Genomic DNA, 15,150 nt, shown 5'->3' with positions numbered 1-15,150 from the left:
CTCGAAGGGGCAGATCATGGTCGCGTACGTTGAGGGATCCACCGCCGGGCCGCGGTACGCCGTCCTGTTCCCCGGCCAGGGGGTGCAGCGCCCCGGTATGGGGGAGCCGTGGCGGGGGACGGAGTCCTGGGAACTCGTCGGCTCCGTGTCCCGGGCGTCCGGCTTCGACGTCGCCGAACTGCTGCTGACGGCCGGCCAGGAGACGCTGTCGCGCACCGACCACGCGCAGATCTCGGTGTTCACCGCCTCCCTGCTGGCCTGGTCGGAGTTCCGCCGGCACGATCCGTCCGCCGGGGTGGTGGCCGTCGCCGGGCACAGCCTCGGCGAGTACACGGCGCTGGTGGCCGCCGGGGTGCTGTCGGTGACGGACGGCGCCTGGCTGGTGGGCGAGCGGGGCCGGGCCATGGCCGAGGCGGCCCGGCAGCGGCCCGGGGCGATGGCCGCCGTGATGGGCGGCGACCTGCGGCAGGTCACGGAGCTGGTGGAGGAGGCCCGCCGGGACGGCGGCGAGTTGTGGGTGGCCAACCACAACAGTCCCCGGCAGACGGTGATCGCCGGCAGTCGTACGGCCGTGGAGGCCACCGCCGGCCGGGCGGCCGGGGCCGGCCTGCGCTACACCGTCCTGCCGGTCACCGCCGCCTGCCACAGCCCGTACATGGAGCCCGCCGGCGCGCCCCTGCGCCGGGCCCTGGACCTGACGGACTTCGCGGCCGGGACGCTCCCCGTGGTGGCCAACGTCGACGCCCGCGCCCACCGGGGAGGCGAGCACTGGCGCGACCTGTGCGCCCGCCAGCTGGTCGGCCCGGTGCGCTGGGCGGACACCCTCCACGTCCTGCACGAGGAGGGGGGCGCCACCGCGTTCCTCGACATCGGCCCCGGCGCGACCCTCGCCGCCCTGAGCCGGCGCGTCCTGCCGGAGGTCCCCTCCCACCGTTTCGGGACGCCCGTGCCGCAGACGGCCTGAGCGGGAGCGGTGAGCGTGCGCACGGTTGCACGGCTGTTGCCCGGCAACCGTCGCGGCGGGGCGCTCGTGTGGTCGACCATGAGGTGTGCGATTCGACTCCGTTCCCATGCCGGCGAGCGTCGAGGCCAGGCCTCGTGACAGCCGTGGCTATCCGGTCCCCGCCATCACCCCGTGGGAGGGCGAGGAGCCCCAGTTCGCACTCACCGACTACGGGCGCAGCGCCGAGTGCGCACGGCGGCGTCTGTGCTCGGTGTGCGACACCCTGATTCCCAAGGGCCCGGTGTGGCGAGTGGTCGGCGCCGCCGAGAGCTCCGCGATCCGTGAGGCGCTCGCGGCCGGGCGGCCGTACCGCAACATGGCGGCGACGCTGGAGGCTCCCGGGCACCGCGCGTGCATGCTCTATGCCTCGATGGTCTGCCCGTACCTGGCCCGCCCCAACGCGCGGCGGGGGCTGAGCGCACAGACCCCGGACGACATGACCGAGCATGTCGTCCGGGGCGCCGTCCGTGGTGAGCTGGGTGCCGTGGTGGGGTTCGCCGACTACGAGTTCGCCGTCACCCCTTCCCGGGTCCTGTTCCGCTTCCTCGACGTGGTCGAGTACCTGCCGCACGACACGGCCGACCAGCACCTGGAGGAGCTGCGGGCCGAACTCGCGCGCACGGGAGGCAGGCCGGGCGGAGGTCAGCCGCGGTAGGCCGGCAGACCGGTGTGCGTGCTGACCTTGACCGGCTTGCCGAAGCCGTGGGCGGTCCTGGTCACCGTGTAGGTGCCGGTGGGGGTGCGGAAGGCGATGGTCTTGCCGTTCGGCGACCAGGCGGGCTCGGTGTAGTCGGTGGTGGCGTGCGGGGTGATGTCCTTGGCGGCGTTGGTGCCGGTGTTCAGGTCGTCGACGAAGAGGTGGTCGTGGCCGCCGACGGAGCGCACGAAGACGACCTCCTCCTCGCCCGGAGAGAGCGCGGGCTCGGAGCCCCGGGCCAGCGCACCGCCCTGCTGACGCAGGTAGTCGTCGCGGATGTAGACCTCGCCGGTGTGGGTGTTCTCGTAGACGGACGTGCCGTAGGACCCGCCGGCGTTGGGCCAGGTGTTGTTCGTCTGCGGAACGCCGCCCTCGCCCGGTTCGCCGTTCAGGCCGAGCTTCGCCGGCCTGCCGTGGTCGCTGGTGGCCTTGACGCGCTCGAGCACGGTGCTGCCGTGGATCTTGGCGGAGAAGATGATGTTGTTCTTCGCGGGGATGCCGTTCGTCCGGTCCGCCGCGGCGACCTGCCAGGTGGGGTGGGACCAGGTCTGTCCGCCCGGATGGGCGGCGACGGTCACCCGGTGGCTGCCGTCGGGGTCGGAGACGACCAGGTCGCCGTGCCCGTCGATGAAGGCGGCCTTGGTGCCGCCCGGGTTCCAGGCCAGGTCACGGACGACGGTGCCGAAGTCGATCGACCTGCCGCCGATCAGGACGTGCCGGGTGCCGTCGCTGATGGTGAGACCCCGGGGCACGCCGAGGGTGTGGGTGGACGCGGCCGCGGCGACCATCGTGGCGCTGCCCCTGGCCTCGCGGCCGGAGGACGGAAGGGCCATCGCGGTGGCGGCCGCGCCGCTCACTGCGAGCAGTGCGGCGACCCCCGCGGTCACGAGGGCGGTGGAGCTGCGGCGGTTACGAGCGGACATCGGTTCCCCCAGGAATGTGAACGACGCTGCGGCGACGGACTCGCGGGAACCGCCCGCCGCCCCCGGGACCCGGTCCGGTCCGCTCGGCTTGCCGCTCTGCGCGATGGGAGAAGTCTTCCCCCCGGGCCATGACGGAGCTGTGCGCCCGCCGTCACAGCTGTGCAATAAGAGGTCGGACGAGGTGAGGAGACGTCACGGACCCCGGGCCGGTGGCCCGGGGTCCGTGGTCCGTGCTTCCGGTGGGAGCGGTCAGTGGTGGAAGCCGACGCGGGCGGAGTCGTGCGGATGCCCCTTGTCGAGGCGCTCGATCGCCCGGCGCATGTCCTGGGCCAGCAGTTCGATCTCGTCCCGGTCGACGCCGTGGCGCACGAGCACGCGCTGGATGACGGTCTCCTGACGGTCGGGCGGCAGCGGGTACGACGGAACCTGCCAGCCGCGCATACGGAGCTGGTCGGACAGGTCGTACAGGCTCCAGCCCACCGAGGCCGGGTCGGTCAGCGTCCAGGAGACGGCCGGGAGCGCTCCGTCGCCGTCGTAGAGCAGGGTGAAGGGGCCCATGGCGGCGACCTGGCGGGCGAAGTGCTGTGCCGTGTCGGCGCAGGCCTGGTAGACGCGCCGGTAACCCTCGCGGCCCAGGCGCAGGAACATGTAGTACTGGGCGACGACCTGGCCGCCGGGGCGGGAGAAGTTCAGGGCGAGCGTGGGCATGTCGCCGCCGAGGTAGTCGACGTGGAAGACCAGGTCCCCGGGCAGGGCCGCCTTGTCGCGCCACAGGGCCCAGCCCACGCCGAGCGGGGCCATGCCGTACTTGTGCCCGGAGGCGTTGATGGAGGCGACCCGGGGCAGGCGGAAGTCCCATTCCAGGTCGGGGTGGAGGAAGGGGGCGATGAACCCGCCGGACGCCGCGTCGATGTGCAGGGGAACGTCGAGGCCCTTCTCCTGCTGGAGCCGGTCGAGTTCGGCCGCGATCTCCGCGACGGGTTCGTAGGTGCAGGTGTAGGTCACCCCGAGGATCGCCACGACGCCGATCGTGTTCTCGTCGACGTACTCGCGCAGCTGATGGGCCTGCAGGCCGGTCGCGCCCGGCTCCACCGGCACCTGGCGCAGCTCCACGTCGAAGTAGCGGGCGAACTTCTCCCAGCACACCTGAACCGGCCCGCACACCAGGTTCGGCCGGTCGGCCGGCAGGCCGGCGGCCCGACGGCGGTCGCGCCAGCGCCATTTCAGGGCCAGACCGCAGAGCATGGCGGCCTCGCTGGAGCCGGTGGTGGAGCACCCCACGGCGGGCTCGGTCCCCTCACCGCCACCGGGCGCGTGCCACAGGTCGGCGAGGATGTTGACGCACCGGGACTCGATCTCCGCGGTCTGCGGGTACTCGTCCTTGTCGACGATGTTCTTGTCGAGACACAGGTCCATCAGGCGCCGGACCTCGTCCTCGGTCCAGGTGGTGCAGAAGGTCGCGAGGTTCTGCGCCGCATTGCCGTCCAGGAGCAGTTCGCCGCGCAGCAGTTGGAAGACGACGTGCGGAAGGGCCGGCAGGAGCGGCATGGCCCGTTTGGTCAGCGGCTGCTCGCTGATCGGTGACGTGAAGATGTCGGCGGCCTGGTCGGCGGCCCTTTCCTGAGCGTTGTGCAGAGCCACCGGTGGCACCTCTCGCGTCGTCCTGCCGTGTCTCTTCGGAGGCTATGAGCGATACCGGAGGCCCGACACCGGACGTACTCCACCCGTGGACCGCCCCCGGAGGAACCCACCGATGGAACCAATCGAACTGATTGATATGACCCTTATCTGTGCTTAGCTCCGCTTCATGAGCAACGCACGCGGCGAGCAGGAGCCGAGACCTCCGTCCTGGCGGGCGCTGATCACCGGACTGCTGATCGCCCTCGCCATGACCACGATCATGGTCACCACATATGTGTCGGCCCAGCACGCGGTGGTGGCCCGCGACCTCCCCTGGGGCGTGACCGGCAGTTCCCCGCTGACCACGGCCGTCCAGAAGCACGTCTCGCTGTCGATCCACCACTACAAGGACCAGGCGGCCCTGGAGGACGCGGCCGGCCGCACGGAGATCTACGGCGGCTTCGTGCCGCAGAGCAACACCGTGGTGATCGCCGAGGCCGCGAGCCTCGTCGCCCCCGGTCAGATGCCCGCCTTCTACGAACAGGCCGCCAAGGCCGCGGGAGTCCACCTCGCGTTCAAGGTGACCAACAAACTCCCCAAGGAGGACCCGCTCGGCGTGGTCCCCGGCATCGCGGTGTTCGTCCTCCTCGTGGCGGGCTATCTGGGCTCCACCCTCGCCATGCAGCGCACCGGCGCCGCCGCCGCCCGCCGCCGCGTCGTCAGCCTCATCTGTTACGCGATCATCGCCTCCCTGGTCTTCGACGTGATCATCGGTCCGATCCTGGGCGCCTATCCGGACATCGGCAGCAACTTCTGGCCCCTGTGGGGCGAGTTCGCGCTCATGTGCCTCGCCGTCGCGCTCCTCGCCGCCACCCTGCAGAGCCTGATCGGTCCGCTCGGCACCCTGCTCACCGTCGTCATCGTCGTCTTCTTCGGCAACCCCTCCACCGGCGGTGTGAACGGCACCGCCTATCTGCCGGCCTTCTGGCAGTACCTCGGCCCCGTCCTGCCCCCGTGGAACGGGACGACCCGCAACACCCTGTACTTCGACGGCAACGCCATCACCCAGCCGCTCGGCGTGCTGAGCGTGTACGTCGTCGTCGGCGCCGCGCTCGTCATCATCGCCACCTACGGCCGGCTCATGTGGTGGCGCGGCGGCAAGCGGCGCCGTCCGATCAGTCCCGAGGAAGAGGGCGGCATCGCCGCCATCCCGCCCGCATGACATCCACCGACCAACGCGCGGAGGGCGCCGGGCCGTTCACCACCCGGCTCACCTGGCAGCCGCCCGGCGGCGGCACCGCCGTCTGGGAGTCACGGCCCGCCCGGCGCCGCGGCACCATCGCGGTCACGCCGTCCGGCGCACCGGCCGGCCGGGACATCAGGGGTGACGCCGTCGCGCTCGGCCGGCTGCGCAGGCTCAACGCCGTCGCCGCCACGGCTTTCATCATCGGCGGCGCGCTCTTCGCGGCCGGTGCGGGTGTCGCCCAGTTCGGCTCCGGCGACGTCACCACCTGCGCCTCGATCTACTTCGCCGGCGGCCTGTTCTTCAACACCGGCGGATACGTCTCCCTGCTCCAGGTCGTCAACGCCCCCCGGCACGTACCCGGCGGCGAGGGGCGCCTGGTCACCCGCCACTGGCGCTGGTGGAGCTACGAGCCGGGACGGGTGGACTGGCTGAGCGCGTTCGTCCTGTTCGCCGGCACGCTGGTGTTCGCCGTGGACCTGCTGGACTCCTTCCTCAGGGGGCTCAGCGTCCAGCAGATCAACCGGCTGGTCTGGGCCCCGGACATGATCGGCTGTGTGCTGTTCCTGATCTCCGGCCACCTCGCCTTCGTCGAGATCTGCCACCGCGGCCGGCCCTGCCTGCGCCGCCGCAGCCTCGGCTGGTGGATCGTCGCCGTGAACCAGCTCGGCTCCGCCCTCTTCATGGTCTCGGCGATCGTCGCCTACACCCGCCCCGCCACCGGCACTCTGATCAACGCCGGCATCGCCGACTGGGGCACCCTCCTCGGCGCCGCGTGCTTCTCCGCGGCCGGCGTCCTGCAGCTGCGCGAACGCCCCTGAGAGCACTCGGGCACCCGCTCCCGGGAGCCTCCACGTCCCATTCCCTCGTTCCAGGGCACGGGCGTTTCCCCTGCTCACCCTGCGTTTCGGCGTTCCAGCGTCCCCAACTCCCCGCCGGACGTGGCGGTTGGGACGGATCACCTCACAAGCTTCGGTCATCCAGTCACCACCGCCACCCGAACACCGAAGGGGCACAGCGACATGACCGCTCTCCGTACCTCCCGCACCCGTCTCGCAGCCGCCGCCGCGACCACCGTTCTCGCCGCGCTCTCCCTGACCGCATGCGGCAACGGAACCGGCGCCCACGACGAGGGCGCGGCGACGACCACCTCCCCGAGCACCGCGACGGGGACGGCCTCGCCGGGCGCGGACTCCGGCTCCACGGGTTCGACGGGCACGACGACCTCCCAGGGCACCACGGGCTCCACCGGCGCGTCCGGCTCCACGGGTGCGGGTTCGACCACCGGCGGTTCGAAGCAGACCGCCCGCACCTCCGCCCCGAAGGCGCCGGCCTCCTCCGGCAAGACGGTCACCTGCGAGGGCTCCAACACCAAAACGGTCGCGGCCCCGCTGAACCGCCCCGTGAACCACATGCTGCTCACCGTGACCAACACCGGCAGCAAGACCTGCTTCCTCTACGGCTACCCGAGCGTCCAGTTCACCGACGCCCAGTCCGAGCCGCCGGTCATCGACGAGTCGCAGCCCCAGGCGGTCGTCACGCTGGAGCCGGGCCAGTCCGGGTACGCGGCCGTCAGCCTGTCCGCCACCGACGGCAGCGGCGGGAAGGGCCGCACCGCGAAGTCCCTGACCGTCTACTTCTACGGCCGCTCCCTCTCCGGGAACGTCGGCGCCCCCGCCCGCCCCGCGCTGCCGGCCAAGGGCGTCCACATCGACGACTCGATCAAGGTCACGTACTGGCAGCAGTCGATGGACGACGCCGTCACCTGGTGACCGACCCCGAGCAGCCGCAAGCCGGTCCACGCATCGCCAGTCCACGCACCCGGAAGGCAGGCAACCCACATGCGCAGCAGCACCCGCAGGATCTCGCGCTTCGTCACCGCCTACATCGGCGCGGCCTTCCAGGTCGTCGTCCTGGGCACCACCGGCCACGCGGCGACGGAGGCGGGGGTCCTCCGCCGCGACCACACGGCCTGACCGCCCCAAGACCCGCTCAAGAGCCGTGCCCCGCGCGGTAGGGCCGTGACCCGGTGGGGGAGTATCTGCTCAGTCATCGCCTGCCTCTGAGGGGTCGTCATGCCTTCCGTCCGCCGTCTCGCGCCGCCCGTCGTCCTCGCCTGTCTGCTGCTGGCCGGATGCAAGTCCCCCTCGCTCGGCACCTCGGCCCCGTCCGGGAGCGGCAGCCCCGCGGGGGGAGCGGCCGGTACGACCGGCTCGGGGCGGGCGATAGCCGTGGGCGCGGGCCCCCAGAAGCACTACACCGTCCAGCAACAACCGGCGCCGGGGACCTGCCACTACCGCTACGAGCACGGGGAGCCGCTGGAGGACCCCAAGTGCACGCCGGGCGCGATATCCCCGGCCGTCACGCAGGCGAACCTCAGGTCGACGATATGCCGCAAGGGCGGATACACCTCGGGCGTACGGCCCTCCGCGTACGTCACCGGCAAGGAGAAGAAACTCAACGCCGCCTCCTACGACTACACCGGCAGGCTGTCGGAGGGCGAGTACGACCACCTCATAAGCCTCCAGCTCGGCGGCGACCCCAACGACCCCCGCAACCTCTGGGTCGAACCGGCCGACCCCCACCACAGGGCGAGCCAGGGGATCAACAACAAGAAGGACCCGGTGGAGACCAAACTCCACACCGCGGTCTGCGCCGGCCGGATCACCCTCGCCGCGGCCCAGCAGGCGATAGTCACCGACTGGACCACCGCCCTCAGCCGCCTCCACCTCCAGTGACCCGTACCGCGCCGCCACCTCCGGGACCATGGTCGTGGCGGCGCAGATCAGTCGCTCAGCCGGTTGATGGCAGCCGCCGCGATGCCTTCCATGTAGCCGGCGTCATCGCTGGGCTGGCCGGAGAGTTCGACGATGCCGACCCTGTTGCCGCTGCGGATCACCGCGACACCACCGGCGACCTTGCCGTTGCCGCTGTACGCCGGGTACCACTTGCCCTCGCCGCCCCTCACGGTGACCGTATGCGCCGTGCCGTAGTACCAGTGACCCGCCGGCTCGTCCTGGCAGCCGCGCACCAGCTTGTTGAGCTGACGCTCGTAGGACGCCGCCGAGGTGCCGGTGGAACCGGCGGTGACGGACTCGGTCAGCGAGGTGCCCTTGCTGTCGAAGGCCCAGGCGACCTCGGCATAGGCGACACCCTTCCCCTTGGTCAGCGTTCGCATCGTCTCCTCGCCGGAGCACGCCGAGAGGGCTCGCTTCCCGGTCAGGCCCACCGTCGCGCCGACCGGCGACAGACCCGACTGGAAGAAGTCCTCACTCTGCATCAGGTCGCCTGAGCCGAGCCCGGGTTCGGCGACGGCGGCGGCAAGCGCGGCCGCCGACCGGTTCGGAGCGCCGCTGCCGACGCCCGCGGCAGCAGGATGCGTGCCGATGACGAGCGCGATCAGGGCGGCACCGGCGGTGGCGGCCACTCCTGCCGTACGACCGCGACGCGAGAACCTCTTGCCGGCTGCTTGCTGGTGGTCGAACATCTCATCTCCTGTCTGGTGGCGACGCGGTTCGCGTCGTCGTACACCTGGGAGATGCGGCGGGTCCGCGAGATGTTGGATGGAAATCCGCGGCGATCGATGTGATCCAGGTCACTTGCGCGGGTGTGCTCGGCGGGCCTCAGAGCCGGGTCACGGCCGCCCGGACGATCCGCGCCATCGCGGCCGTGTCGAGGCAGACCTCGACCTCCAGGAAACCGTAGTGAGAGCCGTTGCGCAGTATGGCGATGCCGCCGCACGGCTCCTTGCCCCGTGGTGCGGTCCCCCTGCTGTTCAGGTCGCCGTCGTACAGGCCCATCCAGCTGGCGGTGATGTCCGCGGCGACGTCGATCGTGTGCGTCGGCCCGTAGACCCAGTGGGTGGCCACCTCGCTCTGGCAGGGCACCTCCTCCAGCAGTAGGCGCTCGGCATAGTTACGGGCCAGTGCCCGGCTTCCGGCGTCGTCGGCGACTTCGAACGCGACCTCGTCCTTGATCTTCGCCGCCTTGGTGGCGCCGCCGTCGCCCGTGTCCTTGAGCGTCACCAGATCGCGGAAGTGGGCGTCGTACGCTCCCAGGGTCTGACCGAGTGTCCTCTCACCGGTGCAGGCGACGTTGGCGTAGTAGCCGTCCCCCACACGATCGCGCACATGGATGCGCTGGGAGAACCCGGCCTTCCTGAAGTCGGCGCCCGTCACCAGGTGCCGGTTCGTCATGGGACCGCTCGCGGGCTTCGGTGCCGTGGAGCGGGCACCCTGCGAGGACGCCGCAGCGCCTGTCGTCGTCGCCGACGGGCGGGCCGGAGCGGAGCGAGCGGGCAGCACGAACCGGCCCGTCAACAGGCCGAGCCCGACGGCCGCCGTCATGATGACGGCGATCGTCCGGGTCCGCACGGCGGCGGATGTCTCAGCAGCCACTGCTGAGGCGGTCCCGCATGAAGCGACGAGCCTGATGGATACGGTCCTTGACCGTACCGAGGGGAGCGTCGGTGATCTCGGCGACCTGGAGATAGGTCAGGTCTCCCAGATCGCGCAGCACGAAGGATTCCACCAGGGCCGGATGCCGCTCCTCGAGCGCGGCCAGCGAGTCCATCAGGTCCAGGCGGGTCCCCGCGATGACGCTCGTCGTGCGGGGGTCGGCCCCGTCGGGAAGGACCGCATGGCTGTCCTCCGCGCGTCGGCGCATCGAGCGGTACGTCGATCTGGCGGCGTTCGAGGCGATCACCGTCACCCACCCGATGAACGAGCCCCGCCCGCTGTACTCGTGCAGGTGGGTGCTGATGGACAGCAGGGCGTCCTGCGCGGCCTCCTCGGCGTCGGCGTGGTGCGGGAGAAACCTGGAGCAGCGCCGCATGACCGTGGGGCGAAGCCTGACGAGAAGGCGTTCCAGGGACGCCCGGTCACCCGCCTGGGCGGACGCCACGAGCTGGGTCAGTTCATCCTGGTCGATCATCCTGCTGTCCCCCGTTCACGCACGACCTTGGACTCCACTGACCTGGACTCCCCCTGGACGCACCGCAGTTCCCGGTCCTCCCAGCGCCTCGGGCAGAATGTCGCCGCATGCGGAAGCTAGGCCGTTACCACCTGGAGGAAAGACTCGGAGCCGGTTCGTTCGCGACCGTCTGGAGAGCATACGATCCCGAACTCGACACCGATGTCGCGGTCAAGGTGCTGGCCGACAACTGGGCGTCGAACGCCGATGTACGGCAACGGTTCCTGGCCGAGGCGAGGCTGCTCCGAAGGATCTCCAGCCCACGTGTCGTACGCGTTCACGACGTGGGTGTGCAGGACGACCGGCCGTATTTCGTCATGGACTACGTCCGAGGCGGCACGCTGGCCGAGCAGGTCGGACACTGCCGGCCCGAGGAGGCACGCCGTCTGGCGGCCGAGGCCGGATACGCGGTCCAGGTGCTCCATGACGCGGGCGTCGTCCACCGTGACATCAAGCCGTCCAACCTTCTGCTCGACGTCGGCCGCACGCCCGCCGCCGTACTCGTCGCGGATCTGGGCAGCGCGAAGCAACTGGCTGACGCGTCGGGGCTGACCGTCACCACGGGCACCCCCGCGTACATGGCACCCGAACAGGCCCTCCAGACCGGCGGGTTCGACAGCCGGGCCGACGTGTACGCCCTCGGTGTCGTCGCCTACGAGCTGCTGACCGGGCGCAAGCCGTTCGGTCCGGGCGGCCGCGCCACCCTCGCGACGGCCCGGACACCGCCGCCGACGCCGACGGTTCCCGGCGGACTCGGGGTCCCGAACGGCATCGACACCCTTCTCCGCGCCGCACTGTCCGCAGAGCCCGAGAACCGACCACGCACCGCACAGGCATTCGCGGACGCGCTGCTGTCGCAGGAGGGAGAGGAGCAGCCACCGGCCGGATCCCCCGGACCGACCCCCCTGGTGGTCTGGCTTGCGGCGGTCGCCGTGTTCCTGCTGACAACGGCGCTGACCTGGTGGGCCCGCTGACCACGGATGACGCCCCAGGCAGCCGACCTGCACCCGCCGATGCCGCGCACAGGGAGGAACGACGGTCTAAGTGGGTCTAAGTGCCGCTTCGAAGGCCGCTCACTCGCCGGTCTCCGGGCCCTGCCAGGCGGATGTGCCCTCTCGCCGGCCACGTCGGCGGGCGTAGGCTCAAGACACCGAGGGCGCCTCGTGCGCCGGCTCACGCGCCGGTGCCGTTCTCGGCGAACGACGACGCCGGACCGGACCCGTCCGGACCCGGAGCAGGGTTCGCCCATGACCGTGAACACGCCGGACCGCCCGGAGACCTCCCACCCGGCGCAACCGGGCCGGCGACCAGCGCTTCCCCAGGTCCCGCAGCGGCGCAGGCAGGGGGCCTCACCCGAGCAGGGCGAGTTCGTCCGTCCGCTGACCCGGTGCCAGATCGACGACCGCATGCTGGAGCTCGGCGAGCTGTACAGGAACACCTCGTCCCACCAGGTGCGGGTCTCGGACGCGTCGGACCGGGGCCGGTCCGACGCGTTCCGGCGACGGCTCGCGGGCCACATGCGGCGACCGGGGTTCGAGCTGCTCGTGGCGGAGACCGCCGGCCCCTCGGGCGGCATCGGCCTCACGGCGTGCGCCTACGGTTTCCCCGTGCGGGGCGACGGGCCCTGGTGGGACGGCCTCGACGGGTGGTACCTCCCCGAGAGCCTGCTCCGCGTCGCCGCCATCGGCAGGCTCTTCGCGATCGCCGACATTCTCGTCGAGCGACGGGTACGCACCCAGGACCAGAGCCGCGAGTGGAACCTCGCCCGGCGGCTGCAGAGGCGGCTGCTGAGCGATCGCGCGGCCGAGCTCGGGATCACGCTGGTCGACCGTGACAACGCGGACACGCTCGAGGCACTGCTGTCCTGGGGCTGGCGCTGTCTGACGGTCGAGGCCCGCGAGGCGTCGCGTCTCGCCCCCAGCCGCCTTATGGTGCTCCGCTGACCGGCGACCAGCGACCGGCGACCCGCGACCGGAGGGCCCCTGTCGCGCTTACGCGGGCGTTCCGCGCCAGGCGTCCTGGGCGCTGGCATAGGCGGGGAAGCGGCCGAGGACCCCGCCGTCCAGCATGACGAGTTCTATGCCACGGCTGCTGTGGACCACGCGGACCCAGCCCTGCCGGGCCCGGCAGTCGTCCCACGCCTCGCACAGCGGTCGCAGGATGCTCTCGTCCGCGAAGGTCACCTCGCGGAGATCGACGATGAGGAAGACGCGCCCGCGTCCGGCGCGGGCGCCCTCCAGAGCGTGCACCAGGGGTGTCATGGTGGTCAGGTCCAGCTCGCCGCGGGCGCGCACCATCCGGCATTCGTCGAACAGCTCGGGCACACGGAAGGGCTCGGGCGGGTCGGGATGAGCGCACATGCGCCCCATCTCCTCTGTCCTGTCGAACTTCGGACGAACGCCGTCCGCCGCGCAGGCGTCACGCGTCCCGGAGGCCGGGGCCCCCGAGCGCTTCCGAGGCGACCTGGAGGGGGCTACGGGCACCCGCTCGCGGGACCGGCGCGGCCACGGGACGGACGTGGCAGGTGAAGCCGAGACGGGTCAGGGCCCGGGTGACCTCGCCGCTGGTGAAGTCGCGGCGGTCCTGCCGGGTGATGACCTCGCCGACCTGCATCACGGGATAGCGGCGGCGGCCGACGGTCACGGAGTCACCGGTGACGCTCTCGGGTTCGACGCCCGCCATCGAGTCCAGCACTCCGTGCTGGGTCAGTTCGAACGGGTAGCGGGCGATGACACAGCGCATGGTGCCTCACAGGGAGATGGAGGAGGGGGCGAGGACCGGGCGCGGTGTGCCGAGGACGTCCCGCAGCCGTACATGGTCCGTGTAGGCGGAACTCTCGCGGTGCACGGCGAGTTCGGCCCGGCTGACCGAGCCGGTGCGCTCGTCGTCCCCGTCGCACAGGAGCAGGTGGTCCACACCGGCGCCGGCCATGATGGAGAGGGCCACCTCGACGGTCATGTCGTCGAACACCCGGAGTTCGGTCGCGTCCAGGTGGTCGACCCGGGCCATGACGTCAAGACAGGTCGGGTTTCGATGCGTCTGAAGCGGTGTCACAACTGCCTCCTGCGGTAGGGGCGGATTCTCTGGGCGCGACGGTTTGGCGCGGGCGGCCCATGGCCACCGGCGCCCACCGGCGACAGGTCATGCTGCGCGGCGCTTCCCCGCGGACCGGCCGCGGGCGGTGCGCCCCCGTCGGCTCCGGGCCGCGGCCGACCCGCTGGACGCGGCCCGGCGAGGAGGCTCCGCGGCCGGCGCGGTGACGACGACCGGCACGCCGGACGGGGCCTTGGCGCCGGTGATACGGCTCAGTTCCGCCTCTCCCGAGCGCACCTCGGTGATCGTCGGGTTGATACCGGCCGCGGCCATCAGCCGGCCCATGTCACGGCGTTGGCCGGGAGTCACCAGGGTGACGACGCGGCCGGACGCGCCGGCGCGGGCCGTACGGCCGCCGCGGTGCAGGTAGTCCTTGTGGTCGCCGGGCGGATCCACGTTGACGACCAGGTCGAGGTCGTCGACGTGGATGCCGCGCGCCGCGACATTGGTCGCCACCAGCGCCGTCACCTGCCCGCTCTTGAACTGGGCGAGGGTCCGGGTGCGCTGCGGCTGGGACCTGCCGCCGTGCAGGGCGGCGGCGCGCACACCGCTGCCGAGGAGGTGCTTGGTCAGCCGGTCCACCGCGTGCTTGGTGTCCAGGAACATGATCACCTGGCCGTCCCGTGCCGCGATCTCGGTCGTCGTGCGGTGCTTGTCCGCCTCGTGCACATGCAGGACGTGGTGCTCCATCGTGGTGACGGCACCCGCCGACGGGTCGACGGAGTGGACCACGGGGTCGGTCAGGTAGCGGCGGACCAGCTTGTCGACGTTGCGGTCCAGGGTGGCCGAGAACAGCATCCGCTGCCCTCCGGGACGCACCTGGTCGAGCAGGGCGGTGACCTGGGGCATGAACCCCATGTCGGTCATCTGGTCCGCCTCGTCCAGGACCGTGACGGCGACGTCGCCCAGTCGGCAGTCACCGCGGTCGATGAGGTCCTTGAGCCGCCCCGGCGTCGCGACGACGATCTCGGCCCCGGCCCGCAGCGCGCCCGCCTGCCTGCCGATCGACATCCCGCCGACCACGGTGGCCAGCCGCAGCCCCACGGCGCGGGCGTACGGGGTGAGCGCGTCGGTGACCTGCTGGGCGAGTTCGCGGGTGGGCACCAGGATCAGGGCGAGCGGCTGCCGCGGCTCGGCCCGGCGGCCCGCCGTACGGGCCAGCACGGGCAGGCCGAAGGCGAGGGTCTTGCCGGAACCCGTACGGCCACGACCGAGAACGTCACGGCCGGCCAGGGAGTTCGGCAGGGTGGCCGCCTGGATCGGGAACGGCACGCTCACGCCTTCGCGGCAGAGCGCTGCCAACAGCGGTGCCGGCATGGCGAGTTCGGCGAACGACTCGACGGCGGGCAGTGCGGGCTCGATCGTCTTGGGCAGCGTGAACTCGCCGCGGGGCGCGGCCTGCCGGCTGTCCGGGCCCTTGGGACGGCGCCGGGTGCCGGAGCGGTTCGCGGTGGAGCCCTCGAAACGGTCGTAAGGGCGGGTGGCGCGTGCGGTTCGCTGGGGGCGTTGAGCGCGGGAAACGCGTGTTCTGTTCATGTGGAATCTTCCTCGATGCGGGCGCGTATCAAGGAATTCCCGCAGCATGATGAACAGCGCAGAG

General features: G+C 71.6%; 18 protein-coding genes. 9 read left to right on the top strand and 9 right to left on the bottom strand.

Annotated elements, in window-relative coordinates; all coding sequences use genetic code 11:
* Positions 1-16 precede the first annotated feature (16 nt).
* The gene (locus ACWCQ1_RS07395) at positions 17-964 is read left to right on the top strand and encodes an ACP S-malonyltransferase (RefSeq protein WP_133044102.1); all 948 of its coding nucleotides are present in this window, start codon (positions 17-19) and stop codon (positions 962-964) included.
* A gap of 106 nt (positions 965-1,070) precedes the next feature.
* Positions 1,071-1,658 (top strand): hypothetical protein, encoded by a 588-nt coding sequence (locus tag ACWCQ1_RS07390; RefSeq protein WP_451026033.1) that lies wholly within the window; start codon positions 1,071-1,073, stop codon positions 1,656-1,658.
* Here the strand turns inward: ACWCQ1_RS07390 and ACWCQ1_RS07385 are convergent.
* Both ACWCQ1_RS07385 and ACWCQ1_RS07380 read right to left on the bottom strand, forming a co-directional pair.
* A complete protein-coding gene (locus ACWCQ1_RS07385) occupies positions 1,646-2,623 on the bottom strand; it encodes a TolB family protein (protein WP_358597782.1) in 978 nt (325 codons plus the stop codon). The genes ACWCQ1_RS07390 and ACWCQ1_RS07385 overlap by 13 nt on opposite strands.
* Before the next feature lie 249 nt (positions 2,624-2,872).
* Positions 2,873-4,264, bottom strand: a complete 1,392-nt coding sequence (locus ACWCQ1_RS07380; RefSeq protein ID WP_165954853.1) for a glutamate decarboxylase — start codon at positions 4,262-4,264, stop codon at positions 2,873-2,875.
* 166 nt (positions 4,265-4,430) lie between these two features.
* Between ACWCQ1_RS07380 and ACWCQ1_RS07375 the strand changes: the two genes are divergently transcribed.
* The 5 genes from ACWCQ1_RS07375 to ACWCQ1_RS07355 all read left to right on the top strand — a co-directional run bounded on the left by ACWCQ1_RS07375 (position 4,431) and on the right by ACWCQ1_RS07355 (position 8,224).
* Positions 4,431-5,465 (top strand): hypothetical protein, encoded by a 1,035-nt coding sequence (locus ACWCQ1_RS07375; RefSeq protein ID WP_451026032.1) that lies wholly within the window; start codon positions 4,431-4,433, stop codon positions 5,463-5,465.
* Entirely contained in the window at positions 5,462-6,307 is an 846-nt protein-coding gene (locus tag ACWCQ1_RS07370; RefSeq protein WP_451026031.1) for a hypothetical protein, read from the top strand. The genes ACWCQ1_RS07375 and ACWCQ1_RS07370 overlap by 4 nt, the downstream gene beginning before the upstream one ends.
* A gap of 201 nt (positions 6,308-6,508) precedes the next feature.
* Complete coding sequence (locus tag ACWCQ1_RS07365; RefSeq protein ID WP_358597790.1) at positions 6,509-7,258, top strand: DUF4232 domain-containing protein; 750 nt, start codon at positions 6,509-6,511, stop codon at positions 7,256-7,258.
* A gap of 69 nt (positions 7,259-7,327) precedes the next feature.
* On the top strand, positions 7,328-7,462 hold the full coding sequence (locus tag ACWCQ1_RS07360; RefSeq protein ID WP_356771578.1) for a hypothetical protein: 135 nt from the start codon (positions 7,328-7,330) through the stop codon (positions 7,460-7,462).
* Between the two features lie 99 nt (positions 7,463-7,561).
* Positions 7,562-8,224 carry a hypothetical protein gene (locus ACWCQ1_RS07355; RefSeq protein ID WP_133044108.1) on the top strand — a complete coding sequence of 221 codons (663 nt, stop codon included), beginning with the start codon at positions 7,562-7,564 and terminating at the stop codon, positions 8,222-8,224.
* A 47-nt stretch (positions 8,225-8,271) separates the two neighbouring features.
* Here ACWCQ1_RS07355 and ACWCQ1_RS07350 read toward each other — a convergent pair whose 3' ends face one another.
* The 3 genes from ACWCQ1_RS07350 to ACWCQ1_RS07340 form a co-directional block, all read right to left on the bottom strand.
* Positions 8,272-8,973, bottom strand: coding sequence for a hypothetical protein (locus ACWCQ1_RS07350; protein ID WP_358597793.1), 702 nt, complete (start codon positions 8,971-8,973; stop codon positions 8,272-8,274).
* Positions 8,974-9,109: 136 nt separating this feature from the next.
* Entirely contained in the window at positions 9,110-9,883 is a 774-nt protein-coding gene (locus ACWCQ1_RS07345; protein WP_358597796.1) for a hypothetical protein, read from the bottom strand.
* Positions 9,873-10,418, bottom strand: a complete 546-nt coding sequence (locus ACWCQ1_RS07340; protein ID WP_133044111.1) for an RNA polymerase sigma factor — start codon at positions 10,416-10,418, stop codon at positions 9,873-9,875. The genes ACWCQ1_RS07345 and ACWCQ1_RS07340 overlap by 11 nt, the downstream gene beginning before the upstream one ends.
* A 107-nt stretch (positions 10,419-10,525) precedes the next feature.
* Between ACWCQ1_RS07340 and ACWCQ1_RS07335 the strand changes: the two genes are divergently transcribed.
* Entirely contained in the window at positions 10,526-11,431 is a 906-nt protein-coding gene (locus ACWCQ1_RS07335) for a serine/threonine-protein kinase (protein ID WP_358597799.1), read from the top strand.
* Positions 11,432-11,704: 273 nt separating this feature from the next.
* Positions 11,705-12,400 (top strand): hypothetical protein, encoded by a 696-nt coding sequence (locus ACWCQ1_RS07330; RefSeq protein WP_358597801.1) that lies wholly within the window; start codon positions 11,705-11,707, stop codon positions 12,398-12,400.
* 48 nt (positions 12,401-12,448) lie between these two features.
* Here the strand turns inward: ACWCQ1_RS07330 and ACWCQ1_RS07325 are convergent, their stop codons facing one another.
* The 4 genes from ACWCQ1_RS07325 to ACWCQ1_RS07310 all read right to left on the bottom strand — a co-directional run bounded on the left by ACWCQ1_RS07325 (position 12,449) and on the right by ACWCQ1_RS07310 (position 15,086).
* Positions 12,449-12,817 carry an STAS domain-containing protein gene (locus ACWCQ1_RS07325; protein ID WP_358597804.1) on the bottom strand — a complete coding sequence of 123 codons (369 nt, stop codon included), beginning with the start codon at positions 12,815-12,817 and terminating at the stop codon, positions 12,449-12,451.
* A gap of 58 nt (positions 12,818-12,875) precedes the next feature.
* Complete coding sequence (locus ACWCQ1_RS07320; RefSeq protein WP_133044115.1) at positions 12,876-13,199, bottom strand: SCO5918 family protein; 324 nt, start codon at positions 13,197-13,199, stop codon at positions 12,876-12,878.
* Positions 13,200-13,205: 6 nt separating this feature from the next.
* Positions 13,206-13,511 (bottom strand): CBS domain-containing protein, encoded by a 306-nt coding sequence (locus ACWCQ1_RS07315; RefSeq protein WP_451026030.1) that lies wholly within the window; start codon positions 13,509-13,511, stop codon positions 13,206-13,208.
* 87 nt (positions 13,512-13,598) lie between these two features.
* Positions 13,599-15,086 (bottom strand): DEAD/DEAH box helicase, encoded by a 1,488-nt coding sequence (locus ACWCQ1_RS07310; protein ID WP_358597807.1) that lies wholly within the window; start codon positions 15,084-15,086, stop codon positions 13,599-13,601.
* Between the last annotated feature and the right edge of the window lie 64 nt (positions 15,087-15,150).

This window comes from Streptomyces sp. NPDC002144, assembly GCF_053593695.1.
The sequence above is the reverse complement of the archived record's forward strand: the minus strand, read 5'-3'. Positions and strand labels throughout refer to the sequence as shown.

Coding starts and splice junctions, on each gene's coding strand:
- ACWCQ1_RS07395 (WP_133044102.1), top strand. CDS start 17: ATGGTCGCGTACGTTGAGGGATCCACCGCCGGGCCGCGGTACGCCGTC.
- ACWCQ1_RS07390 (WP_451026033.1), top strand. CDS start 1,071: ATGCCGGCGAGCGTCGAGGCCAGGCCTCGTGACAGCCGTGGCTATCCG.
- ACWCQ1_RS07385 (WP_358597782.1), bottom strand. CDS start 2,623: ATGTCCGCTCGTAACCGCCGCAGCTCCACCGCCCTCGTGACCGCGGGG.
- ACWCQ1_RS07375 (WP_451026032.1), top strand. CDS start 4,431: ATGAGCAACGCACGCGGCGAGCAGGAGCCGAGACCTCCGTCCTGGCGG.
- ACWCQ1_RS07370 (WP_451026031.1), top strand. CDS start 5,462: ATGACATCCACCGACCAACGCGCGGAGGGCGCCGGGCCGTTCACCACC.
- ACWCQ1_RS07365 (WP_358597790.1), top strand. CDS start 6,509: ATGACCGCTCTCCGTACCTCCCGCACCCGTCTCGCAGCCGCCGCCGCG.
- ACWCQ1_RS07360 (WP_356771578.1), top strand. CDS start 7,328: ATGCGCAGCAGCACCCGCAGGATCTCGCGCTTCGTCACCGCCTACATC.
- ACWCQ1_RS07355 (WP_133044108.1), top strand. CDS start 7,562: ATGCCTTCCGTCCGCCGTCTCGCGCCGCCCGTCGTCCTCGCCTGTCTG.
- ACWCQ1_RS07350 (WP_358597793.1), bottom strand. CDS start 8,973: ATGTTCGACCACCAGCAAGCAGCCGGCAAGAGGTTCTCGCGTCGCGGT.
- ACWCQ1_RS07340 (WP_133044111.1), bottom strand. CDS start 10,418: ATGATCGACCAGGATGAACTGACCCAGCTCGTGGCGTCCGCCCAGGCG.
- ACWCQ1_RS07335 (WP_358597799.1), top strand. CDS start 10,526: ATGCGGAAGCTAGGCCGTTACCACCTGGAGGAAAGACTCGGAGCCGGT.
- ACWCQ1_RS07330 (WP_358597801.1), top strand. CDS start 11,705: ATGACCGTGAACACGCCGGACCGCCCGGAGACCTCCCACCCGGCGCAA.
- ACWCQ1_RS07325 (WP_358597804.1), bottom strand. CDS start 12,817: ATGTGCGCTCATCCCGACCCGCCCGAGCCCTTCCGTGTGCCCGAGCTG.
- ACWCQ1_RS07320 (WP_133044115.1), bottom strand. CDS start 13,199: ATGCGCTGTGTCATCGCCCGCTACCCGTTCGAACTGACCCAGCACGGA.
- ACWCQ1_RS07310 (WP_358597807.1), bottom strand. CDS start 15,086: ATGAACAGAACACGCGTTTCCCGCGCTCAACGCCCCCAGCGAACCGCA.